Genomic DNA, 23,012 nt, shown 5'->3' on the forward strand with positions numbered 1-23,012 from the left:
AGATGGCCCGCAAGCTGCCCCGCTATCCGGTGCCGGTTGCTTTACTCGGACGCTTGGCCGTCGCTCTGAACTTCCAGGGCCGGAGGTTAGGGTCGATCTTGCTCTCCGATGCCTGCCGCAAAGAACTGAAAGCGAGTCAGGTACTGGCCGTTGCCGCGATTGTGGTGGATGCCAAAGACGCATCAGCGGCGGCCTTCTCTCGGCACTTTGGTTTCTTGCCCTTGCCTGGTCGCCCAGAGCGCCTGCTGCTGCCTGCGAATGTCTTAAAGGGTCTTAAAGACATCGCTTAAAGACCGACAGTCGATATTGCATAAGGAGTACTGATAGCATGCCTATGAAGCCCTGCGGTAAAGGCCATTTCTTTGATGACAGCGCGCACTCGACCTGTCCCTATTGCGGTGTTGATCTCAATATCGGCGCCACTGTGGGCGTGTCCCATTCCGTCGATCACTCGCTGGAGGTTGAAGCCTCAGTCACCCGCGCTGCTGGGCGCGCCAGTTCGCCGCCACAGCGCGACGATGGGGTGACGCGCCATGTGTGGGCCGAGAAACTCGGCGGGATTGACCCCGTCGTCGGCTGGTTGGTGTGCATTGCAGGGCCGGACAAGGGGCGGGATTTCCGTATCCACAGCGAGCGCAATTTCATCGGGCGCGCGCCAACCATGGATATAGCCATTGCCGGGGATGCCAGCATTAGCCGGGAAAATCACTCGGTCATCAGCTACAACCCGAAAAAAAACCGCTTCAGCCTCGCACCGGGGGACAGTCGCGGGCTGGTGTATTTGAACGATGAGGAAGTGCTATCAGCCGAAGTGCTAAAGCCCTACGATGCCATTGAACTTGGCAGCACTAAGCTGCTCTTTGTGCCCTTTTGCAATGAAACCTTTCACTGGACGGAAGGCGAGTAGAGACACCAGACTGTGGCAACAGCAATCACCAAGCTCCGCATCGGACGCGACACGGCTTGCGAGATCGCGCTCAATCATCAGACCGTCAGTAGCCACCATGCCGAGCTGAGTTTTCTTGGCAACGGCAAACTGCTGCTGACCGACTGTCGCAGTCGTAACGGGACTTTTGTGGTCGGGGCGAATGGCCAGCGCCAGCGCATCCATCAAACACTCATCTCGCCGATGGATCAGGTCGATTTCGGCGAAGCGCGTTTGCAGGTGCGCGAGATTTTAGACGCCTGGCGGCTCAAATCCGCCGCGCCAGTCGCCGGGGCCGAAGCTGCCGGCAAGCCCGCCACCAGCGACGAACCCGCGCCCGGCGAGCCGCTGGAGCGCTGCCATTGCGGAGCCATCAAACCCGTCAACGGCGCCTGCCCGGCCTGCGGTCAATGAGCGAACAATCTCCACAGCCCAGCGCTCCGAGTCCTGCCGCCTGGCTGGTGCGTCTGCTGGCGCTCATCGCCGGCATCCTCTTCATCGCGCTGCTGACGGCGCTGCTTCCACCCGGCAGTGCGCTCGCCGTGCTGCTGCTCGATCACCACGCCGCGCCACCGCCAAACTCCCCTTTCCTCTATCCGCTGACCATCCAGAATCTGATGCACCTGCTGCTGTTTGCCGGCTTTGGCGAGCTGACGGTGCGCTGGCAGGCGCTGCGCTATGAAGCCGCATTGATGAGCGCCCATCTGCTGCCTGAAGACCCGCGCGTCGTGCTGCAAAGTCACGATCTGCCGGCAATTCGCGCTCAGGTTGCTGGTCGTCACGATGGCGAACGCGGTCTGCTGCCGGGGCTGATTGATCTGTGTATCCTGCAATTTCAGTCCAGCCGCTCGGTCGATCAGGTGGTCAGCGTGCTCAATTCCAGCCTGGAACTCAGCGCCCATCGTCTTGACCTACAGTACGCCATGCTGCGCTATCTGGTGTGGGTCATTCCCACCATCGGCTTTATCGGCACCGTGATCGGTATTGCTTTGGCGCTCAATCTCATCGACCCCAACGCCGGCGCCCAACCGCTAGGGGAAATTGCCAAAGCCCTGGGCGTGAGTTTCTATACCACGCTGGTTGCATTGATTGAAAGCGCCATTTTGGTGCTCTTGCTCAATCTGGTACAAACGCGCGAAGAGCGCCTGCTCAATCAGGCCGGTCATTACACCCTGGTGAATCTGGTCAATCGGCTCTATGCCGGACATTAAAGCGCTTGCAATGGAACATCGGTATTTGAATCATCAGGGATTCACACTCGCGGCCATTGACGATGTCATCGCCCGAGGCAACTTCAAGGACTGGGCCGAACTGAGACGCGCGGTGCTGGCCGATCCGGCTGTCATGAACAAGGTCAAGCGGGTATGCAGTCATTACGCCTCGGACCCCTACGCCCAACGCCATCTGTTCTGGGTGCGCTATATCGAAGCACACCGAAACACTACCTGATTGGGAGCAGGTGCTTTCAGCGGCGGCAAGGCTCCCGCGCCGCGCGTCAAACCACATGCGTAGGGTGGATAAGCGAAGCGCATCCACCAGAAGCTAGCCTGTGGTGGATGCGTTCTTTGGGCTTATCCACCCTAGATGCGTACAAGCCAGCCACATGCCAGCAAGTCCTGCCAGCCTTTTGGATTTTTCAGAGTGAGCCGTCATGACAAGTCGAATTAATGTGACTGCGTGGTCAGCAAGTCACGCAAGGCTTTTCGCCAGGCATCCGCGTCGGAGCAGTCGATGATTGGGCCGGTGAGTTCAAGAAGCACATCGAAGTCATTGATGGATTCCATCAATGGGCGGCTTTCTGCCGCAATCACGGAACCAAAGCGTTTTTCGACCAGATGCACCAGCATCTTGCAGCTGTTTTGTACTTCTTTGGTTCGCGCACGATGGCGTACCTCGTCCGGGTCTGGCTGCTCGCGGAATTGCCAGAAGCGATCAGGCGTTATGGCATATTCGTGTCGAAGCATTTCAAGGGATGCGATTCGAATATCGGATGCGCGGATGATCTCGTTCAGTTTCTTTGCTTGATCGCGCTTCCAAGCATTTTCGTCGGGGTCTTGGATTGCATCCGATGGCCTAAGCACATCTTCACCATCGCGCTCGCAGAGTTCGATGGCGATCTGGTCAATGGTTAAGGGATCACTAGTATCAATCCAGAAAAACAGCCGGTAATGGTAGGCAATATCCCAGCTCCGCTGATACTCGCCAGCGATTGAACCCATATCGCTGCTGCTATTGGGTTGCGTCAGGTATTGCAGCCAAGTAAGAAAATCAAGTCTAAGACCGTAATCTCGCCATGGGCGCAGATAGCGGGCCGTTGCAATAACCCGTCGCACCCGCTCCAGCGCGGGGTTATCATTCGGCGGGATCTCAAAAGGCCCTGCTGTTAGTGCCTCATTGAGCGCGTAGGTTAAAGGAAAATCCGGCCGCTTATCCCGTGGATCGAAACGGTGCCAATATTCGCGATCAATTTCTTCATCGGCGCGCTGCAGGAGGAACAGAAAGGCAGCCGTTGTAAAATGCGGCGGCAGCCCGGCATAAAGCTCGCCGAGTTGGTCGCGCAGCAAGGCATCGAGCCATTCGATTGGCAGGCGGTTGTTCTGTTGGCGCAGCCTCTTTCTAAAGTTGAGATATTCGTCGAGTGCATTCTCCGGTGTGGCATCACCCCATTTATAGAACCGCATTGCAAGAGACATAGCTCCCGCGCTCCGATCAATAACATGGTAATCGTACCAGCCGCGTGTTGACATATCGGGTCTCCCCAAAAATTCTGGATTATAGGATAGACGATGGTCTCACTGTGGCTTTGATGAGACAGCGACAAGTCCAGTGGGACCTTGCCCTTGCGCACAGTGCTCAAGCGGCGCGCGCCAAGACTGCAACTGGCGTTCCTGCGCTCTTCGCGCTGAAGTGTAACCTTGCAAAAGACGCATCATGCTGTTCGATTTGCAAGGATGATAAAGCGGCGCTTTCGATCAATCCTGCGCGAATATCTCGACCAGTTTCCTACCGTTGCCCTGCTCGGCCCCAGGCAGGTCGGCAAGACCACCTTGACGCGAGAGATTGGGGACGAGTGCGCCAGCCTTTACCTTGATCTCGAATCGCCGCCGGATCGGGACAAGCTTGAGGATCCCGTCGAGTATCTGTCCGGCCACCTAAGCCACTGCGACTCGCGCGACTGTTTAGTGGGGCCCATCTTGGGCCGCGGCACGCAGGCGCGCCAATTCCGCGAGTAGGGCTTCTTTTTCCGCGCGTTCCTGTCGCGCGGATTGCTCCGCCAACTCGACGCGTAGCTCGGCCTGTTGGCGGGCGATGCGCTCTGCTGCGTGGGCGGCCCGATCCGCCTGCCAGCGTGGCAACACGAAGGGCGCGTAGACTGGGTCTTCGATCAGTGCCTCGGGCTCCGGCTGGCGCAGCAGATCGGACAGGCGGAATTGGAAACCCGGTAACACGCCAGAGCGAATCATGCCGTCATCGCGCGGGATGGGCGCGTAGCGACCGAAGGGGCCGCGGCGATAGAACAATTGCCAGTGCGGCTCATGGTGCAGAATGAAATACTCACCCACGCCGGCCGCTTCGTACTCTTGGCGCTTTTGCTCGGTATCGCGCTTGATCTCCGCAGGTCTGCTATCGGACAGCGCCTCGACGCATAAATCAAAGACGCCGCGATAGGAGCGATCCAAATCCTCCAAGGGTACGGCATTGTCATGGCGCACCAGGCCAAGATCCGGCTTGCGAATGGCGACCTTGCCAGGCAGCGTCAGGCGAAAGCCAAAGTCCAGTGTCGTGAAGCGCGCATTGTGATGGGTGCCGAGGTAGAACCGCAGCAGGGCAAGCAGCCATTGGTAGACCTGAAGGGTCAGTACATCGGACACCGGCTTGACCTCCAGAATCCCGTTGTTCCACTCGTAGCCGTTCTCGTGCTCGTAGTAATGCGCCCAGTAGTCAGCCTCGCTGACACGGGCGCCTTCGGGCGGGTCTATGGGCGGATACGCATCCAAGGTCTCGTCGGGCGGATCGGCCAAAGCCAGGGCGGTTGGAGACATGCGAGCGTTCTCCTCAGTGGAAGCTTGCGTTCGAGTCTAGCGCAAAGAGGCGATTGCGACCAAACTCGACGTTTTCAGCAAGCACTCAAATCGCGGGCTGCCACCACGGACTCTGCTCGGCGAAATCTTGACGAGCTGTTTTGCAATAGAGGATGATCGCGACTTAACGTCTACGAGAATGTTCAGCTTTGGCGCGCGACCGCTCTATTTCGCCAGGGTTTTGATGCGATCTCGCCAAATCCAGCGATGATCCGGTATAGGCTGAGTGTCAAGTAGAACTAAGTACCTCAACTCAAATATTTATATGGTTCAATAATTGATAGTCTTTTACAAACAAGTGATTATGACTATTAATCCTGATAGCAAATTAGTTGATGTAATTAAAGTATCTGTATGTCCCACGACCAAAACTTCAAGAACCTGATCCTCGACTACCCGCGCCAGGCCGTGGAGCTGTTCGCGCCTTTGGAAGCAGCCAGTATCCACGACCCAGAGGTTCGTATCCTGCCGGTCCGCGAGGAGCAACTGCAGGAGCGTCTCGGCGAGCGCTTTCGGGAATTGGACACGCCCCTACTGGTCGAATGGCCAGATCAGCGGCGCGAAGCTCTGCTGTTTCTTTTTGAGGAAGAAACCAAAACTCGTCGTTTTTCCGTCCGGCGGCTGATTCATTACTGTGTCGATATCAGCGAACTGCTCGATACCGAGCGCATCGTGCCGATCGTCATCTTCCTGCATGGGGAAGCCAAATCCCGCTGCTTCCGCCTGAGTGGCGATGCCAAGGTTTACCTGGATTTTCATTATCTGGCCTACGCCTTTGGCAGCCAGAATGCCAAAGATCACCTCGATAGCCCGAATCTAATCGCCCGACTCAATCTTCCAAACATGCGCTATTCGCCGGCAGATCGGGTGCATGTTTACGCACGCGCGGTGCAGGGGTTGCTGGCATTGGAATCAGATACTGAGCGCCAGATCAAGTATCTTGACTTCATCGACATTTACACTCAGTTGAGCGAGGAAGAACGAATGATCTACACAACACAATATGCTCAAGATGCAGCCGTGGTGACCAATTTTGCCCGGCGCTTTGTTCAACAAGGGGAGAGCGCGATGTTGGAGCGCATGTTGGTAAAACGGTTTGGCAGGCTCGATACCGTTTTGCAAACTCGGTTGCGCCAGGCAACCAATGAACAACTTGAACATTGGGGCGAGCAATTCGTCGATGCGAAATCGCTCGACGAAGTGTTTCGGGATGACTGATGCGGCGGCCTCACAGCGAGCCGCGCGCCATTTCTGGTCTACGGCAATCCAGCTTTCAGGCAAGGACATTTCGCTGGTAAGCTGACCACGCCAAAACTTCCACAGGACAGGCCGATGACAACCACCCCGGATCAACGCTGCCTCGGCTGTTTTCAGATTAAGGGCACTGCCAACCCCTGCCCGCAGTGCGGCTTTGATGAGAGCGCGCCGCGTCCGGTGCAAGCCTTGCCCTTGCACACGGTGCTCAATCAACAGTTCATCGTCGGGCGGGTGCTGGGCAAGCCCGGTGGCTTCGGTATCACCTACCTGGCCTGGGATCAGATGCTCCAGGCGCGGGTCGCCATCAAGGAATATCTGCCGCGTGAGCTGGCGGTGCGCGCCCAGGACAGCCGCGCCTTACATCCGCACAGTCAGGAGGAAACCGATCTGTTCCGCTACGGACTGGAGCAATTCCTCAACGAAGCCCGCACCCTGGCGCAGCTTGATCACCCCAACCTGGTGCGGGTGCGCCAGTTCTTCGAGGCCAATGGCACCGCCTATCTGGTGATGGACTACTACCAGGGCTGCTCGCTCGCGGAGCATTTGGAGCGCCAACCCGGCGGCAAGATGCGGGAAGCCGATGCCCTGGCGCTGATGCAGCCGATTCTGGATGGCCTGCGCGCGGTCCATGCCAAGGGCTTTCTGCATCGCGACATCAAGCCGCAGAACATCTACTTAGCCCAAACCGACACCGGCGGCGTGCGCCCGATTCTGCTCGACTTCGGCGCCGCCCGTCAGGCGATGGGCGAGCGCTCACGGTCGCTCTCGGTGGTGATCAGCCCCGGTTATGCGCCCTTTGAGCAGTATCAGCGCAAGAGCCAGCAGACCGCAGCGACGGACATCTATGGCGCGGCGGCGGTGTTGTATCGGATGCTGACCGGCATTGTGCCGCCGGAGGCGACGGATCGCATGGGCGATGAGGCGCTGCGCCCGGCGGTGGAGTTTGGTGTCAGCGAGGGGCTGAGCAATGCACTGAATCAGGCGTTGGCGATGAAGATGACGTTTCGACCGGAAGCGGTTGAAATTTTTCAGCAGATGTTGCGTCAGCAGGTGTTGCATCCGTCGGCCAAATCTCAGCCTCCATCCGTCGAGCCGGAATTTGCGCCTGCTGGCGCCGCAATGCGCCCAACTTCGGGATTGGCGCAACAATCTCATGCACCTGGGTCACCGCCGCCAGCGCCGCATGGTGATCGTGGCACCAGTTCGTCGGTTCGTTCCGCGCCCCAGACTGTGGCTTCAAGCAGTCAATCGAAAATCCGCTCTCGGGCTATGCCACCGCGACCAACACCGGCGCGGCAACCCGCGCGCTTTGGAGCCGTGCCGATCATCATCGGCATTATGGGCTTATTGTTTTTGAGCGTTATCGGGTTATCCCAACTTGATTCGCCGCCACCGTCTTCGTTGCCATCCGACCAAGCGCGCACGACATCGGTGAATCCCACCCCAACAGATGCGGCAGCGACATTCGCGCTTGGTATGCGCTACGCAACAGGCGATGGTGTTGAGCAGGATGACGCCCAAGCTGCAACCTTGTTTCGTGAAGCGGCTGATCAGGGCGACGCGATGGCGCAATTCAATCTCGGCAATATGTACCGCAATGGCCGGGGTGTGCCCCAGGACAACAGCCAGGCGGTCGCCTGGTATCGCCGGGCTGCGGAGCAGGGCCATGCGGATGCGCAATTCCTTCTCGGTGCAGCGTACAGCACTGGCCAGAGTGTGCCACAAGACGACAGCCAGGCGGTGGCTTGGTTTCACCGGGCGGCTGAGCAGGGCCATGCAGATGCGCAACTCACTCTTGGTCTGAGGTACGCCGTTGGCCGTGGTGGTGTACTCCAGGATCACAGCCAGGCGGTCGCCTGATATCGCAAGGCCGCCGAGCAGGGTAATGCGACGGCGCAGTTCCACTTAGGCGTCGGATATGACCTTGGCCAAGGCTTGCCTCAAGACGATCACCAAGCGGTCGCCTGGTATCGAAAGGCGGCTGAGCAGGGCCATGCGGATGCGCAAGTCAATCTCGGCCTGATTTACGCCAATGGCGAAGGTGTGCCCCAGAATGACAGCCAAGCGGTCGCCTGGTATCGCAAGGCCGCCGAGCAGGGCCTTGCGGATGCGCAAGTCAATCTCGGCGTGATGTACATTCTTGGCAGAGGTGTCCCCCAGGACAACAGCCAGGCCGTCGCCTGGTATCGGAAAGCCGCCGAGCAGGGGAATGCGGGTGCACAAGCCTTTTTGGCAAGCAGCTACGCAGAGGGCAGCGGAGTGCCCCGGGACGACAGCCAGGCGGTCGCCTGGTATCGCAAGGCGGCTGAGCAAGGCGATGCGGGTGCGCAACTGAATCTTGGAGGGATGTACGCTATGGGGCGCGGTGTTCCGCAAGATTTTACTCTAGCGATCGTTTTGTTTCGCAAGGCGGCCGAACAGAATGAAGCCAAAGCCCAATTTCTTCTTGGATTAGCTTACGAACACGGCGAAGGCGTTGAACAAGACAAGTTCAGAGCAATTCAGTGGTATCAAAAAGCCGCTGCGCAAGGTAATTCGAATGCGCAGGAAGCGCTGCGTCGGCTTCAGTAAAGGGGCAAACGCCGCTATTGATCCGCGCCGATCCCAACAAAGAGCGCCTCGACCACTTGATCACCCGGTGGCTAAAGCGGCACCTTCAGCGGCTGGGCAGCCAGATCAATCTCGAACAAGTCAACTCTCTCACCGAGGACAAAGCGATGTTGGCGGAGAATCTTGAAAATTTAGTCAAACGGGAGCGCAAGGAAAGCCGCGAGGAATTGGCGCGTGAGACGGCGTGCAATCTGATCAAACTCGGTCTGCTGACCGACGAGCAGGTTGCGCAAGCAACCAGTCTGCCGCTTGATCAGGTGCGGGCTTTGAGTGAGGGCGAGCACACAGCGCCCCGTAACCTTTTGTAACCTTAAAATCTTGTTGATGTGCTCGCGTTTGGTTTTCTGTAATCGCTCGATTACAATTCTCCCATGTTCACGATCAAACAGATTGAGCCATGACCGAGAAAATCCGTATCGCCGACCTGCCTGAGTTCGACATCGCCGAGCATCTCGAAGACGATCAAGCGATCGCGGAATATCTGACGCTCGTGATCGAGGAAAATGATCCGGCGTTGCTTGCGGCGGCCCTTGGTGACGCGGCCCGTGCGCGGGGTATGACGGAAATCGCGAAGGCGAGCGGGATCGCGCGCGAGGCGCTGTACAAAGCTTTGCGCCCCGAGTCTCAGCCACGCTTCGAGACCATCAGCCGCGTCTGTCGCGCTCTGGGCGTGAAACTCGTCGCCCAGCCGCTGGAGCGCCAACCCTAAGCGTCTCTGGTGGATGCGCCCTTCGGGCTTATCCACCCTACGCGCTCGCTGATGAGACCAATATCCCAGCCAAGTCGCTTCAATGTCAAACATCCACGACAGGCCAGCACCGATGATTCGATTGCCTAACCGCCACCGCCCAATGCTCGCCGCGTTCATGCTGCTGTTCGGCTTCGCGCCGGTTGCCGTAACGGCAGAGAGTGAACCAAGTACATTGCGCCTGTCGCAGACTTGGCAGCAGGGTGCGGAGGTCACCGCCTACCTGGATGTGCGCGATGAGACCGGCGCGGCTGTCACTGCGCTGGATGCCGGGCAACTCCATGCCACCATGGGCGCGCGGGTGGCGGAGGTGGTTGGGGTCGAGCCTTTCACGGCGACCGGCGAGGGTGTGCTCTACCTGTTTCTGGTGGATCGCTCGCGCTCCTTGTCGGCGGCGCGCTTCGGGCAGATTCGAGCGGCGCTGACTGCTTGGGTCGATGCCCTGCAGGCGGATGATCTGGCCACGCTGATTACCTTTGGTGAGCGGGTCGAAACCCTGGTCGCGCCCACGGCGGATCGCGCCGTACTCAATGCCGCCATCGCCGCGCTGTCGCCGACGGATCATCGTACCGCGCTGCATGGTGGACTGGCACGCGGCATCGCGCTGGGTCAGCAGCAGCACGCGGACTGGCCACGACGGCGGGCCATTGTGATCCTGAGCGATGGTCTGGAAGACGCGCCGGGCGGGATGACGGCGGAGGAAGTGCGCGCGCGTCTGGCCGAGAATCCTGTGCCCATCTATGCCATTGGACTAGCCACCGTGGGCGACGCGCGCCTGCGCGATGCAGGATTGGCCGCGCTGGGCCGCTTTGCCCGCGAGTCGGGCGGGCTGTATCTGGACGCCAACCGCGCGGTCGATCTGACCGCGCCATACTCCGAGATGCGCGCGCACATCCGCGCCGCGCAGCGCGTGCAATTGCGGTGCCCAGACTGCCCGCTGGATGGCAACAGCGTCCGCCTGCAAATCACCCTGCTGGGCGATCATGGTCTGCGCCTGAGCGATGGCGCCGATCTGCGTTTGCTGCCCTTGACGCCACTGAGCGCCGAGGAAGCGGGCGGCCCATCTGAACCCGGATCTGAACCCGGATCTGAACCCGGGTCTGAACCCGCATCTGATTCTGAATCGGGCGCCGAAACAGAAGCGACCCCGGTCGATGGGGAAGCCGACGCCGAAGCCGAATCCGAAGCCGAGGGGAACAGGGAATCAACGGGCGATTCCATACGCGAATCCGACTCGGCGGCTGAGCACGGAAAGACAGATTCAAGCCCGTCCGCATCAGCCACCGAAGAGGCGACGGAGCCAGACGCCACGGGAGTGCTTGAGCAACTTGGGATCGACCAGCGCTGGTTCCTCGTCGTCGTTGTCACCCTGCTGGGTGTGCTCTTGATCCTGTTGACCATCGCGCTGCGTGCCCGTGCTCGGCGGCTCAAGTCCGCGCCGATCGCGGTGGCGGATGATGCCGAGGTGACGGAATTCTCCCCCGGCCAGGACGGACTGGAGAAGTCGGATTTACCCACCGGAGTTGGAGCAACGACAGCGGGCGAGCCGTCGCTGCATCTCGACCCGGACGCCTTGGCCAGCGCTGGTCAAGCGCCACCAGCCGCGCCCGCGCCGACCGCCACGCCACCGCAAGCACCGCCCGGCACGACCGGCCCGCCACTGCACCTGGCTTTCGTCACCGGCTCACGACGCGGCGAAATCGCCGAGCTGTCGCTGGCGCAACCGGTTCTGCTTGGCCGAGCGGCGCCCTGCGCGCTGGTGCTGACCGGTGATGAGGAAATTTCCGCCCGCCATGCCGAGATTGAGCGGCTGCCCAGTGGGCAGTTGGTGCTGCGCGATCTCAACTCCACCAATGGCACCCGGCTCAATGGGGTTGGCGTGCAAGGGACGCACCCGCTGCAAGTGGGCGATCGCATTGGACTCGGCCAGACCGAGCTGCGAGTGCTGTGATGAGCGAGCCAAACCGCCCCCCAGCCAACTTGCCAGCCAAGAATTCGACCACCCCGGCGGCAAAGCCAGCGGCAAACCCGGCAGCCAACCCAGCGGCAGCCCCCGCGACCAAAGCGATTGTGATGCCCGGCAACGCCCAATGGATCGGCACCCGCGGCGAACAACAGGACGCCTTTGGGTTTCACGGCTTCGATAATGACGACTTTCATGCCCACGGCGGCGTGCTGGCGGTGCTGGCTGATGGCATGGGCGGGCTGCAACAGGGACGCGCTGCTGCCCAGACCGCCGTGGACGCCTTTCGTGCCGCCTATGCCGAGAAGACGCCCGAGGAGACCATCCCCAACGCGCTGGAGCGTGCGCTGCAAGCAGCCAACAGCGCCGTCTATCAACTGGCACTGGGCTCGGACGGCGAAGGCCAGGTCGGCACCACCCTGGTCGCCGCCGTGGCCCATGACCAGTGCCTCGCCTGGGTGGCAGTCGGTGACAGCCGGCTTTATGGTTATCGCGCCGCCACCGACAGCCTGACGCGCTTGAACCAAGAGCATAACTATGCCGCCATTCTGCAAGCCCGGGTGGCCGCCGGCGCCCTCGATCAAGCCGACGCGGACGAAGACCCCGAACGCGCCGCGCTAATCAGCTTTCTTGGCCTTGAGCACATTCCGCGCATCGACGCGGGCGCCGACCCCATGCCGCTCATGCCCGGTGATCGCCTGCTGCTGTGCAGCGATGGCGTCCATGGCAGCCTGAGCGACCAAGATATACAGCAACTCATCCGCCAAGGCGCACAACCAGCCGCCGAGGCGATCATGGCCAGCCTGCAAGCGACTGCGGCGGAAAAGGCCCATCAGGACAATGCCACCCTCGCCATCCTGGCCGGCGAGTCGCCCGCCTCAGTCGACGCACGCGACATGGCCGGCGCGCCAGAGCAACCAAGCCACGAACCCAGAACCGGACAAATTAACCACCGACCGCGAACCGGCAGGGGCAAAGTGCTCATCGCCCTGGGATTTGCGCTCCTGTTGGTGCTGATCGGTATCGCCATCGGTCTGGTGCTCCGCGCTCCGGTGGCTCCGGCGCCTGAAGTCCTTCCAGAACCGGCCGAATCCGGAGAACCCGAGGATCCTGCAGAGCAAGCGGACAATCCACAAGTGCGACTGAAGCAAGGCAGCAAAACCGCCACCCTGCCGCTTGCATCATTCGGTTGGCTGCGTCCAGGTGTATGATAATCGGGAATGTCTCCCAGATGACCCCCGCGGAATTCCGAGCGTATGACCAAACAAGAACTTGCCGCCAGTCTGGAGTTGCTTCTCCCCCCCGGCGCCGACGCGGCGCGACAATTCTCCGACCGTCGCCAGCGCGTTCTTCAGCAAGTCGACGCACTGATGCTCGCGCGTGCGGATTTGGATCAGCTGATTGGTGCCTTGAATCATCCACAAATGCACCGCAATCACCGTAACCATAGCCTGTTCATGGAGGCGCTCTTTTTCGATTACGATGCCTCGCGTCTGCTGGCGACCTTACTATGGCTATTCCCGGCTTACCAGGCGCATGGCTTTAAGCGGGAGTACTGGGATGTCCAGTTGGCGGCTTGGCAAAAAGCCATGGCAGATGTGTTAGACCCGGAGGTTTGGCGCCAGATCGCGCCCCTCTATAGCTCGATCCGCAAGCACCTGGACGCACTTTACATATTAGGTGAAATTGACGCTTTAAAGGCAGGCGGAACTCATTTAATTCAAGCCCCCCATCTCACTTCAAGCAACATGAATGATTGCATGATGATGCGGATTATTCATGCCACTCCACTGGCATTGTGTGTCACAAACGAGCAGGGAATTTTCGAGTACGCCAACCCTGCCTATTGCATGTTTTATGGTTATGCGCCGAGTGAATTGATTGGCAACCATTTCACCAAAGTTGTCCCCCCGGCGTCGCGCCAAAAGCTGATCGAATTGCACGATCAATTTGTCGCTGGTGGGTCGGAAATCCGAGGTGAATGGACGGTGGTGGATCGCGCTGGGGCCAGCCACACTATCTTGGCCGATGCTGTGAAGATCATCGGCGAGGATGGTCGCCCGCGTAAAGTCGCCTTTGTTATTGACATCACCGAACGCAAAGAGACCGAGGCCGCCCTGCGTGAAAGCCAGGCGCGGTTCGCGCGGTTAACGTCGCAATTGGCCGATCGGCTATTTTTCTTTACCAATGCGCCTGATGGAGAACTGTTATACCTCTCCGAAGGTTTCAAACAGTTAACCGGAAGCACCATCACGGAGGAGGCGATTGGTCAATCCTGGCGCAACCTCGCCGACTGGTCACCCGAATCACTCACGCATGCCATCGAGGAGAGCCGGCGCTGGCTGTCACAAGGGGGCGAGAAAGCGCGCTTTGAGCTGAGTTTTTGCCACCCAAGTGGCGATTGGCGTCTGTTGGAAATTCATGCCTACCGGATTTTTGATCAGGCACGCGCGCGGGAACTCATTGAGGGGATCGCGCTCGACATCACCGAACAGCGCGCACTGGATGCGCGCCTGCGGACTCTGGCGCGATCAGTGGAGCATGCACCCGTGTCTATTACAGTCACAGACGGACGCAGCAATATTCTCTATGTGAATCCCTATTTCACCCAGCTTAGCGGCTACACGAGCGCGGAAGCCATCGGTAAAAACCCGCGCATTCTTAAGTCGGATGAGCAAAGCCCTGCCTTCTATGAAGCCATGTGGGCCACGCTGCAGCAAGGCGAGACCTGGCGCGGTGAACTCATTAATAAAAACAAACAAGGGCAGTTCTATTGGGTGGAAACCACTATCTCGCCAGTCTTTGATGAGCAAGGCGTGTTACAAAACTATGTGGCGGTTACCCAGGATATTAAGGATCGCAAAGAACTCGAGCGCATTAAAGAGGATGTCGAACGCATTATGCGGCATGACCTGAAAACGCCGCTCAATGCCGTGATCAATGTGCCGGAAGTGCTGTTGCTCGATGAAGGCCTGAGCGCGGATCAGCGCGAGGATATTCAACTGATCCGCGAATCTGGTCGGCGCATGCTCGATTTGATCGACCTCTCGCTGGATATGTTCAAAATAGAAAGCGGTCAATTTGCCTACCATGCCAGCCCAGTCAATCTAGTCAACATCATGCAGACGGTCAGCACTTTCATTGAGCAGCCGCTCAAACGCAAACAGTTGAGTCTGAGTATGCACCACAATGGCCAAGTGCTGTCACGGAGCTCGCCTGTGGATCGCGGGCCTTCTGTCGCCGCCGATGCACGGCTGTTGCTGTCAATGCTCGGCAATCTGCTGGCCAATGCGGTGGAGGCATCGCCTCTCGGGGCAACCATCATCCTTGCGATTCGTGACCATGACGCAGCGGACGACCATGTACTGCTTGAAATCGTCAACCAGGGCGCGGTACCAAAAGCGATTCGCGAGCGGTTTTTCACCAAGTACAGTACTCATGGCAAGTCCAATGGAACCGGCCTGGGAACCTATTCCGCCAAACTCATGGCCGACACCATGGGCTTTGAGCTGACCATGACCACCTCGGACGCCGAGGATCGCACCTGCATTCGTCTGCGGATGCCACCCAGCAATGTGTCACCGGTTGCCGCCGTTCCCCCCGGTGCATCGGGCCCAGACATCTAGCTGGGACACCTGACTTGAACACCTGGGTTGAACACCTGACTTGAACACCTCGGTTGAACACAGGAAAAGCTCGTTGATCCGCCATCTTGGTTCGCGCCTCAAGCTCGACTATGATGCGCGCGAGAACAGATTCGCCTTCTTAAGGATGCTTCGCCATGGCCACCACCCTGCTTGCCCTGATTGACGATATCGCATCCGTCCTGGATGACGTCTCCCTGCTGACCAAGGTTGCCGCGCGCAAGACCGCCAGCGTGCTGGGCGACGATTTGGCCTTGAATGCCGAACAGGTCGCCGGGGTGCGCGCCAGCCGCGAACTGCCCGTGGTCTGGGCGGTGGCCAAGGGGTCGCTGGTCAACAAGGCCATTCTAGTGCCCACCGCGCTCCTGATCAGCGCGCTCGCGCCCTGGGCCATCATGCCGCTGCTGATGATTGGCGGACTTTATCTGTGCTTCGAAGGGGTCGAGAAGATCGCGCATAAATTCCTGCACTCGCCCGCGGAGAATGCCGCGCATCAGGGCGAACTCAGCGCCGCGCTGCGCGATCCCGGCGTTGATCTGGCCACACTGGAACAAGACAAGATCAAGGGAGCCATCCGCACGGATTTTATTTTGTCGGCGGAGATCATTGTCATCACCCTGGGCACGGTGGCAGGGGCCAATTTCCTGTCCCAAGTGCTGGTGCTAATCGGCATCGCCATTGTGATGACGGTCGGCGTCTACGGATTGGTCGCGGGTATCGTCAGACTCGATGACGGCGGCGCCCTGCTGGTCCAGCGCGAGGGGGAGACGCTCGATGCGCGCCTGCAGCGTGCCTTTGGGCGCTTCATTCTGTCCCTGGCGCCCTGGTTGATGAAGTTTCTATCCGTGGCTGGCACCATTGCCATGTTTCTGGTGGGCGGCGGCATCATTGCCCATGGCATCCCCGTGCTGCACGCGCCCATTCATCATCTGGCCGAGGCCACGGGCCATCTCCCAAGTATCGGCGGCATGATGCACTGGCTCACGCCCTTGCTGATCCATGCGCTCATCGGCATCGCCGCCGGGACCCTGGTGTTGGCCGGGGTCCACCGGATTCAGGCCTGGCGCGGTCGGCAGGGGGCCTGAAATGCAAGCATGTCAGACGTTTTCCACCGCACGAATGCGCATTTGCCTCCATTTCCGTCTATAGTAGGCATTGAGTCGAGCAGCTTTTTTTGCATTGCCCGTATTTTTATGACAGGCCCAGAGCGGCGTCAGTCTAAGCTGGCCGCGCGCAGTACGCCTCAGGCACGGGCTTTCGCGATCTTACAAGGAGAAAGACCATCATGACGACTGCCCCAGACCAACCCCAGATCGACCCGGACAAAATCATTACCTTTCCCCAGGGCCTGCCGGGGTTCGAGGACGATCACCGCTTCTCGATGTTCCACAGCGAAGGGGACAAGGGCGAGAACAGCAAGCTGTTCTGGCTCGAGTCGCTCGACAACTCCGATGTCGGTTTCACTGTCGTGGACCCGACCCTCTACGGGCTGAACTATGTCATCGACCTGACCGACGAGGAGCAGGCGCTGCTGCAATCCTCCGATCCCAATCAGATCCTGGTGCTCTTGATCCTAGCCAAGAACGATGAAAGCAAGCCGGGTGAACCGCGTGTGCATGCCAACATCGCCGGGCCCATTCTGATCAATACCGAGACCCGCGTCGCCTTGCAGAAGGTGATGACCCGCTCAAGAGTTGAAGTCAATATCGTCGGCGCGAACGCATCAAGCTAAGAGCCGCGGGGCGACCGTATTATGCCGGCACAAGGAGGTGCCAATTCCCCCTATGATCTATTAGGACAAAACGACTCCCATCGTCAAAACAGTCCCGCCGAGAGATGACCACTCAGACTCATGGTGCCGCGCCATCGTGGAAAACAAAGCTGCCCCGTCAGGGTCGCCAATGGCGCAAACGCCTGGGCGCCGCGGCGCTATGCCTCGGTGCCACCACGGTTAGCTTGGCCGCGCCCGAGAATGACACCCCACCAGCGGATGACGCGGCCACCAGCCTGAGCGACCACACCAGCCGGCTGCTCGAACAATCGCGCGCCCAGGGCGGTGAGCTGTGGCGCAAATCCGTTGATGGCGCGGGCGATCTCTGGCAGCGCTCGCGTGAGACGGCCACCCAATGGTGGCAACAATCATCCGACCTCTGGCAAGAGACTGCCGAGCCCCCTGCCCCGCGCCAGCGCGAGCATTTTGCCGAGCTCTGGTCCGACGTGCTCCCCCCCATCGAAGACACCCTGTCACTGCAAGATGCTCAGCGCGATCTGCCCGAACGGGCGTGGTTCGCGCGCGACCAGCGCGATGTCGAAAAAGACATCAATGCCCTGCTGGATCAAGCAGTGGCGGCTCTATCGCTCTCTCCCTTGCAGGACGAACGCGCGGAAATCGCCGGCATCCGCGCCAGTACCGAAAAATCCCGCGAGAAGATCGCCGAATACCGCCGTGACCGCGTCGCCGCGCCGACCCAGTCCCTGGTCAAGCGCACGCGCGAGGACTACGACCAACTCATCGCCTCTGAACAGCAGAGCATCGAGGACAGCCAGGCGCGGCTAGGACAGATTCAACGCGACTTCGGCGCGCGCTTGCGCGAAATTGGACTCGAACTAACCGACGAACAGGTGGAGTTTCTGCTCGCGACCGTGGTCGGCGACACCATGATTGACCTTGGCATTGTGTTTGACAATGTCAAAATCATCACAGTCGAGCTGGAACGCCTGGTGCGCGAAAGCGGCGAGGATCTGGCCAGCGCACGGCGCTACTACGGGCTTTATGTGGTACTGCTGCGAGCGCTCAAGCAGATGCACCTGGAGGTGGAGCAGCGTATCGAGACCGAGTACATCCCTCAAATCGATCAAATCCGCCAGCGCGCCCAGGCACTAAGCACGGACACGCGGGAACTGTTGCGCGCCCAGCCGGAGCGCGCCCCGGTGCTTCAGGCCAACCTCGACGCCCAGCAGATGACCAGCAACGCCGCCGGGCGCTATCGGGATTATCTCGCCGAGCAGGCACGCCAGGTCAGGCGCGCGCGCGAGGCACTGGAGCAGGACATTCGCACCGCCTGGAACACTTACGAGACGGTGCGCGTCTCCGGCGAACTGGTTGCCCTGGTGCAATCCAGCCAGCAATTGCTCGACGGTCTACTGGAGCGCCAGGTGCCGCCGCTGCGCCCGTTCGAGAATCTGGAAATGAAACGCGAGTTCGAGAAGCTGACCGATCAGCTCAGGGCAAGCGAGAGCTGATTGTCGCGACCGAGCCAGACTGGCGGACACCAAGTCCGCAGTGCTGGACGGCGCTGTCAGAAGAGCTCATCAATGACGCGCGGCGCGCTCCTTCGCCTCGGGGGCGCGGGTGCCGCCGGTCCGGCAACGGGCTTGGGGCCATTGAGATTGTTCCGATACTCAACACGCACCACCTCAGTACCACCCCCAGGCAAACTCACCTGCACCATGTCGGCTGGTTGTTTGATGGTCGCGACGGGAATATCGGCCAAGGCCTCGCGCATGAAATCGATCCACACACCCAGCGCCGCCGTTCCACCCCATTCGCCACTGCCAAGCGGGCGGTTATCATCCATGCCCATCCATACCACGGTTGCCAGCTCTGGCTGATAACCGGCAAACCAGGAATCGCGCGAGTCGTTGGTGGTGCCGGTCTTGCCGCCAATATCCGGGCGATTCAGCACCCGAGCGCGGGTGCCCGTGCCGGAAGTCACCACGTTTTTTAGTATCGAATCGATTTGATAGGCGATGCGCGGATCAATCGCCTGCGGCGCCCGCGGCGCGTCGGAGGCGCCATCAGGAACAGTCCGAGCACCGCCATCCTCGGGCAAATCAAGCCAACAGTCGATACAAGCGCGCGCGGCATTGGCGGAATACAGCAGGTTCCCGTGCACGTCCTCAATGCGCGCGATCACATAAGGCTCCACCTTATGACCACCATTGGCAAAGACACTGAATCCGGTGGTAATTTCCAAGGGCGTGGCGGCCCCAGCGCCCAGGGCCAGCACGATATTGTTGGGGATGGATTCCAGCGGGAAGCCGAACCGCTGGATATAGTCACGCGCCACATCAACCCCCATGCGGTCAACAAGATCAATGACCGCGAGATTGCGCGACATGGTCAAGGCTTGACGGATGCGGATGGGGCCAAGAAACTTGCCATCGGCATTTTGCGGCCGCCACATGCCGCGCGCACCCGGCATCTCAAACGGCTGATCGCGCACATAGCTCGCCGGGGTCCAGCCCTGCTCAAAAGCGGCGGCATAGACGAAGGGCTTGAAACTCGACCCCGGTTGGCGCTTGGCATCCACTGCCCGATTGAACTTGCTCCATTGAAAGGCATAGCCGCCTGAAAGCGCCCGCAGCGCGCCATCCCAGGGTGACATGGCCACCAGCGCGCCTCCGACCAGTGGCACCTGGGCCAGACGCCAATCACCCTCATCGGTCTGGCGCAAGCGGATGATATCGCCCAGCGCCACGGCATCGCTCACGCGACGAGGCGCAGGCCCACGCCAGTTCTCCGTCTTGTACCGCCGTGCCCAGGCAACCTCCTTACGAATGAGCTGATGCTCCCGGCCATTGCCCAGATAGACTGTTGCCTGATCGGCGGCAACCTGGGTCACCACCCCCACCGGCAGGCCAGGCACGCGCGGGCGCTCATCCAGCACCTCATCAAGCTGGCTTTTTCCCAGGGATGCGACACCGGCGAGGTTTGCCTCGGGTCCGTGGTAACCGTGGCGCAGGTTGTACGCCATCAAGCCCTTGCGCAGCGCCGCGTCTGCCGCCTGCTGCATGGGTTCATCGATGGTGGTGTAAACCAGCAGACCAAGCGAATAAGCCTGCTCTTCTCCAAAACGCTCGACCACCTCCTGGCGCACCATCTCGGCCGCATAATCCGCCTCGAACTGTATCTCAGGGCGGTAATGGGTGGCCGTTAGCGGCTCGGCCAGGGCATCGCGATAGCGCTCTTCGGTCAGCAAACCAATCTCGCGCATGCGCCCCAGGATGTAGTTGCGCCTTTCCAACGCCCGCTCGGGATTGCTCAGCGGGTTATTGGCCGAGGGTGCCTTGGGCAGACCGGCCAGCATGGCCATCTCCGCCAGCGTCAATTCATCCAGCGTCTTGCGGTAATAGAATTCCGCTGCCGCCGAGACGCCATAGGCGCGATGGCCAAAAAAGATTTTGTTCAGATAAAGTTCGAGAATTTCTTCTTTTGTCAGCGCTTTCTCGATCTGCATCGCCAGCAGCAACTCAGCAAGCTTGCGGCGCATGGTCTTGGCGCGCGACAGGTAGAAGTTGCGCGCGACCTGCATGGTGATGGTACTGCCACCCTGGGTTAGGGATCCCGTGCGCGCGACATGCACGGCAGCCCGCAACAGACCGATGGCATCCACGCCAACATGGGCGAAGAAACGCGCATCCTCGGTCGCGACAAAGGCATTGATCAGATTTGCAGGCAGATCGCTAAAAGCCACAGCGCGACGGCGTTGGATGCCAAACTCGGCGATCAGCGACCCCTGGGCCGAGTAGACCCGCAGCGGCTCCTCAAAGGGGATATCCGTCAGGCCCTCGATATCCGGAAGCTCAGGCAGGGTGACATAGACCACCACGGCAGCGCCGAACAAAGCCAGCAAAGCGAGATCGAGCGGAATCGCCAGCACGCCAGCAAGCATGCGGCCGAACCAGCCTAACACGGCGACAACCGGATGTGGCTCTGGCTTTCCCTTCGGCTTTCGCGCTGGCTTTTTTTTGCGCGGCACATTGCCGTCCGCGCGCGTCCAACGCGGCGGCGAACGCGGAGTATCACGCTCGCCCGAGTGCGAACCGGATGACGGAGATTGATCCTGACTGGCCACCAAACACCTAACACGAGAAAATATCTGCGCGATGATGCGAACACAGCGCCTGAGATGGGTGTGTATTCTACATGAGGTCGCTAGCGGCCGTGACAGAATAGGCGTGGCAAGACTTTACCCACGGACCATCCCATGCAAGCAAGATTGCCCGAGAGCGGCAAGGCCGACCCACTCGGCTAGCGTTAAAACAGTGCGTAACGCTGCGCCAAAGGCACTTGCGGCAAGGGCTCACTCGCCATCAGACTGCCGTCGGCATGCACCTGCCCCTTGTGCCGATCAATGGCGATGGCCGGCCGCGAGAAGTTGTGGATCATGTCGATCTTGCGCAACTGACGAAGATCGCGCGCGACACCAATGCGGCGGGTCAGATCCAAACGCTGGGGTTCCCCAGCCTGAAAGGCCCATTGGGACACAAAGGTCATGCAGGCCATGTTGAGCGCACCGCCGGTCACACCGAACATGGGCGCATACTGCACTGGCTGAGCGTCGGGCACCGAAGCGGCCGCATCGCCCATGGGAGCCGCGGCAATCATCCCGCCCTTGAGCACCAAAGTCGGACGCACACCGAAGAAAGCCGGGCGCCACAGCACCAAATCAGCCAGCTTGCCGACTTCAATCGAGCCAACCTCATGCGCGATACCATGGCTGATGGCAGGGTTGATCCCGCACTTGGCGATATAGCGCTTGATTCGATAGTTATCGTTGTCTGCCCGGTCGATGTCGGCCGCGAACGGCGGGGGTGCCAGATGCCCGCGACGGACTTTCATGCGGTGAGCCATCTGCCAGGTACGACTGATCAGATCCCCAGCGCGCCCGCCCGCCATGCCACCGGAGGCAAGTGCGCTGATAGCGCCGAGATCATGCAGCACCTCAAGCGCGCCGGACAAGCCTGCGTCAGCGGATGCCGGGCCGGCCGGGGACAGCACCGAGATCGGGAGTGCCTTCTCCAGGGTCAGCGCCAGCAGCGACTCGATCCCCATTGCATCCAGGTTGCCATGCAGCGTGCTAACGCAGCGCTCAGCGACCACGGCGATCAAATCCTCCACCCCACCGGCCTCGTTCAGGGTGTCGAATTGCACGAGCAATTGGACGTCCATTTTTTCCGCGATATCAAGCGCACGCGCGAGCGCGGCCGGCCCACAACCCCAGGCTGGATGAACCATCAGCCCCATGGCGCCGGAGCGAACCTGTTCCTCAAGCGGATTTGGCAGACTGCCACTGCCCTTGCCTACCAATCCAACATTCACCGGCAAGCCTTCCGCCGCCTGCAACATGCGCCGAATATTCCAGGGGCCTGGGGTACTGGCCGCTGCCAGACTCCCCGCGCTGGGACCGGTGCCGCCGCCAATGAGGGTGGTGATTCCGGCCATCAGCGACCTGCTGGCCTGCTCCGGACTGATGAAATGTGTCAGGGCATCCACCGCACCAGCGGTTACAATCAGCCCTTCGGCCGCGATGATGTCGGTCGCAGAACCTATGAGCACATCCACGCCCGTTTGAATATTCGGATTGCCTGCCTTTCCGATCGCCGCGATGCGCCCGTTCTTGATACCGAGATCGGCCTTGATCACACCCCAGAAATCGATTACCAAGGCGTTGGTGATAACGGTATCCATCACCTCATCGGCCTGGCGCTGACATTGCCCCATGCCGTCGCGGATCGCACCGGCGCGACCAAAGCGGAGCTCCTCGCCATAGTGGGTGAGATCTTCCTCGATCTCAGCCATCAGCTCGGTGTCTCCGAGACGCACCTTGTCTCCGATGGTCGGACCATAAAGCGCGGCATACTCGGCTCGACTAATCTTGCTCATGTCGCGATCTCCTGCCTGATGGACTTGGAACTCTGGGGCTTGGAACCCTGGGATTGGAACCCTGACAACCCGTGAACTGATGGTTAGTAACTAGATGGTCGGGAACCGGGGCTT

21 protein-coding genes are annotated in these 23,012 nt (G+C 60.1%); 17 read left to right on the forward strand and 4 right to left on the reverse strand.

Annotation, left to right across the window (positions count from 1 at the left end; genetic code table 11):
- Positions 1-2 precede the first annotated feature (2 nt).
- Genes Thiowin_RS14410 through Thiowin_RS14430 form a run of 5 tightly spaced genes read left to right on the forward strand, consistent with a single transcriptional unit; the run spans position 3 to position 2,374 of the window.
- On the forward strand, positions 3-290 hold the full coding sequence (locus tag Thiowin_RS14410) for a GNAT family N-acetyltransferase (RefSeq protein WP_328983701.1): 288 nt from the start codon (positions 3-5) through the stop codon (positions 288-290).
- A gap of 38 nt (positions 291-328) precedes the next feature.
- Positions 329-907 (forward strand): FHA domain-containing protein, encoded by a 579-nt coding sequence (locus Thiowin_RS14415; protein WP_328983702.1) that lies wholly within the window; start codon positions 329-331, stop codon positions 905-907.
- A 12-nt stretch (positions 908-919) separates the two neighbouring features.
- Positions 920-1,339: an FHA domain-containing protein gene (locus Thiowin_RS14420; protein WP_328983703.1), complete on the forward strand. Its 420-nt coding sequence runs from the start codon at positions 920-922 to the stop codon at positions 1,337-1,339.
- A complete protein-coding gene (locus Thiowin_RS14425) occupies positions 1,336-2,136 on the forward strand; it encodes a MotA/TolQ/ExbB proton channel family protein (protein ID WP_328983704.1) in 801 nt (266 codons plus the stop codon). The genes Thiowin_RS14420 and Thiowin_RS14425 overlap by 4 nt, the downstream gene beginning before the upstream one ends.
- Positions 2,137-2,146: 10 nt before the next feature.
- Complete coding sequence (locus Thiowin_RS14430) at positions 2,147-2,374, forward strand: hypothetical protein (protein ID WP_328983705.1); 228 nt, start codon at positions 2,147-2,149, stop codon at positions 2,372-2,374.
- A 215-nt stretch (positions 2,375-2,589) separates the two neighbouring features.
- Here the strand turns inward: Thiowin_RS14430 and Thiowin_RS14435 are convergent, their stop codons facing one another.
- Entirely contained in the window at positions 2,590-3,672 is a 1,083-nt protein-coding gene (locus tag Thiowin_RS14435; protein ID WP_328983706.1) for a hypothetical protein, read from the reverse strand.
- Between the two features lie 204 nt (positions 3,673-3,876).
- Here Thiowin_RS14435 and Thiowin_RS14440 point away from each other — a divergent pair, with 204 nt between their 5' ends.
- Positions 3,877-4,158: an AAA family ATPase gene (locus tag Thiowin_RS14440; protein ID WP_328983707.1), complete on the forward strand. Its 282-nt coding sequence runs from the start codon at positions 3,877-3,879 to the stop codon at positions 4,156-4,158.
- Here Thiowin_RS14440 and Thiowin_RS14445 read toward each other — a convergent pair.
- Positions 4,105-4,968 carry a Uma2 family endonuclease gene (locus Thiowin_RS14445; RefSeq protein ID WP_328983708.1) on the reverse strand — a complete coding sequence of 288 codons (864 nt, stop codon included), beginning with the start codon at positions 4,966-4,968 and terminating at the stop codon, positions 4,105-4,107. The two genes, Thiowin_RS14440 and Thiowin_RS14445, sit on opposite strands and share 54 nt — an antisense overlap.
- 393 nt (positions 4,969-5,361) lie before the next feature.
- Here Thiowin_RS14445 and Thiowin_RS14450 point away from each other — a divergent pair, with 393 nt between their 5' ends.
- The 11 genes from Thiowin_RS14450 (at position 5,362) to Thiowin_RS14505 (ending at position 18,472) form a co-directional block, all read left to right on the forward strand.
- Positions 5,362-6,225 carry a DUF4351 domain-containing protein gene (locus Thiowin_RS14450; protein WP_328983709.1) on the forward strand — a complete coding sequence of 288 codons (864 nt, stop codon included), beginning with the start codon at positions 5,362-5,364 and terminating at the stop codon, positions 6,223-6,225.
- Positions 6,226-6,339: 114 nt separating this feature from the next.
- Positions 6,340-8,124, forward strand: coding sequence for a protein kinase domain-containing protein (locus Thiowin_RS14455; RefSeq protein WP_328983710.1), 1,785 nt, complete (start codon positions 6,340-6,342; stop codon positions 8,122-8,124).
- 75 nt (positions 8,125-8,199) lie between these two features.
- On the forward strand, positions 8,200-8,835 hold the full coding sequence (locus Thiowin_RS14460) for a tetratricopeptide repeat protein (protein ID WP_408034084.1): 636 nt from the start codon (positions 8,200-8,202) through the stop codon (positions 8,833-8,835).
- A 17-nt stretch (positions 8,836-8,852) separates the two neighbouring features.
- The gene (locus Thiowin_RS14470; protein WP_328983711.1) at positions 8,853-9,182 is read left to right on the forward strand and encodes a hypothetical protein; all 330 of its coding nucleotides are present in this window, start codon (positions 8,853-8,855) and stop codon (positions 9,180-9,182) included.
- An 89-nt stretch (positions 9,183-9,271) separates the two neighbouring features.
- On the forward strand, positions 9,272-9,583 hold the full coding sequence (locus Thiowin_RS14475) for an addiction module antidote protein (RefSeq protein ID WP_328983712.1): 312 nt from the start codon (positions 9,272-9,274) through the stop codon (positions 9,581-9,583).
- A gap of 112 nt (positions 9,584-9,695) precedes the next feature.
- Positions 9,696-11,573: an FHA domain-containing protein gene (locus Thiowin_RS14480; protein ID WP_328983713.1), complete on the forward strand. Its 1,878-nt coding sequence runs from the start codon at positions 9,696-9,698 to the stop codon at positions 11,571-11,573.
- Positions 11,573-12,796 (forward strand): PP2C family protein-serine/threonine phosphatase, encoded by a 1,224-nt coding sequence (locus tag Thiowin_RS14485; protein WP_328983714.1) that lies wholly within the window; start codon positions 11,573-11,575, stop codon positions 12,794-12,796. The genes Thiowin_RS14480 and Thiowin_RS14485 overlap by 1 nt, the downstream gene beginning before the upstream one ends.
- Before the next feature lie 357 nt (positions 12,797-13,153).
- Positions 13,154-15,211: a PAS domain S-box protein gene (locus Thiowin_RS14490; protein ID WP_328983715.1), complete on the forward strand. Its 2,058-nt coding sequence runs from the start codon at positions 13,154-13,156 to the stop codon at positions 15,209-15,211.
- 155 nt (positions 15,212-15,366) lie between these two features.
- Positions 15,367-16,314, forward strand: coding sequence for a DUF808 domain-containing protein (locus Thiowin_RS14495; RefSeq protein ID WP_328983716.1), 948 nt, complete (start codon positions 15,367-15,369; stop codon positions 16,312-16,314).
- Positions 16,315-16,514: 200 nt separating this feature from the next.
- Entirely contained in the window at positions 16,515-16,961 is a 447-nt protein-coding gene (fliW, locus tag Thiowin_RS14500; RefSeq protein ID WP_328983717.1) for a flagellar assembly protein FliW, read from the forward strand.
- A 104-nt stretch (positions 16,962-17,065) separates the two neighbouring features.
- The gene (locus Thiowin_RS14505) at positions 17,066-18,472 is read left to right on the forward strand and encodes an AAA family ATPase (protein WP_328983718.1); all 1,407 of its coding nucleotides are present in this window, start codon (positions 17,066-17,068) and stop codon (positions 18,470-18,472) included.
- A 56-nt stretch (positions 18,473-18,528) separates the two neighbouring features.
- Here the strand turns inward: Thiowin_RS14505 and Thiowin_RS14510 are convergent, their stop codons facing one another.
- Positions 18,529-20,925: a penicillin-binding protein 1A gene (locus tag Thiowin_RS14510; RefSeq protein ID WP_328983719.1), complete on the reverse strand. Its 2,397-nt coding sequence runs from the start codon at positions 20,923-20,925 to the stop codon at positions 18,529-18,531.
- Positions 20,926-21,269: 344 nt separating this feature from the next.
- Positions 21,270-22,898 (reverse strand): urease subunit alpha, encoded by a 1,629-nt coding sequence (locus tag Thiowin_RS14515; protein WP_328983720.1) that lies wholly within the window; start codon positions 22,896-22,898, stop codon positions 21,270-21,272.
- Positions 22,899-23,012: the final 114 nt, after the last annotated feature.

The organism is Thiorhodovibrio winogradskyi (genome assembly GCF_036208045.1).
In the GTDB taxonomy this organism is placed as follows: Bacteria; Pseudomonadota; Gammaproteobacteria; order Chromatiales; family Chromatiaceae; genus Thiorhodovibrio; species Thiorhodovibrio winogradskyi.

Coding starts and splice junctions, on each gene's coding strand:
- Thiowin_RS14515 (WP_328983720.1), bottom strand. CDS start 22,898: ATGAGCAAGATTAGTCGAGCCGAGTATGCCGCGCTTTATGGTCCGACC.
- Thiowin_RS14475 (WP_328983712.1), top strand. CDS start 9,272: ATGACCGAGAAAATCCGTATCGCCGACCTGCCTGAGTTCGACATCGCC.
- Thiowin_RS14415 (WP_328983702.1), top strand. CDS start 329: ATGCCTATGAAGCCCTGCGGTAAAGGCCATTTCTTTGATGACAGCGCG.
- Thiowin_RS14480 (WP_328983713.1), top strand. CDS start 9,696: ATGATTCGATTGCCTAACCGCCACCGCCCAATGCTCGCCGCGTTCATG.
- Thiowin_RS14410 (WP_328983701.1), top strand. CDS start 3: ATGGCCCGCAAGCTGCCCCGCTATCCGGTGCCGGTTGCTTTACTCGGA.
- Thiowin_RS14495 (WP_328983716.1), top strand. CDS start 15,367: ATGGCCACCACCCTGCTTGCCCTGATTGACGATATCGCATCCGTCCTG.
- Thiowin_RS14450 (WP_328983709.1), top strand. CDS start 5,362: ATGTCCCACGACCAAAACTTCAAGAACCTGATCCTCGACTACCCGCGC.
- Thiowin_RS14440 (WP_328983707.1), top strand. CDS start 3,877: ATGATAAAGCGGCGCTTTCGATCAATCCTGCGCGAATATCTCGACCAG.
- fliW (WP_328983717.1), top strand. CDS start 16,515: ATGACGACTGCCCCAGACCAACCCCAGATCGACCCGGACAAAATCATT.
- Thiowin_RS14445 (WP_328983708.1), bottom strand. CDS start 4,968: ATGTCTCCAACCGCCCTGGCTTTGGCCGATCCGCCCGACGAGACCTTG.
- Thiowin_RS14505 (WP_328983718.1), top strand. CDS start 17,066: ATGACCACTCAGACTCATGGTGCCGCGCCATCGTGGAAAACAAAGCTG.
- Thiowin_RS14485 (WP_328983714.1), top strand. CDS start 11,573: ATGAGCGAGCCAAACCGCCCCCCAGCCAACTTGCCAGCCAAGAATTCG.
- Thiowin_RS14435 (WP_328983706.1), bottom strand. CDS start 3,672: ATGTCAACACGCGGCTGGTACGATTACCATGTTATTGATCGGAGCGCG.
- Thiowin_RS14455 (WP_328983710.1), top strand. CDS start 6,340: ATGACAACCACCCCGGATCAACGCTGCCTCGGCTGTTTTCAGATTAAG.
- Thiowin_RS14430 (WP_328983705.1), top strand. CDS start 2,147: ATGGAACATCGGTATTTGAATCATCAGGGATTCACACTCGCGGCCATT.
- Thiowin_RS14425 (WP_328983704.1), top strand. CDS start 1,336: ATGAGCGAACAATCTCCACAGCCCAGCGCTCCGAGTCCTGCCGCCTGG.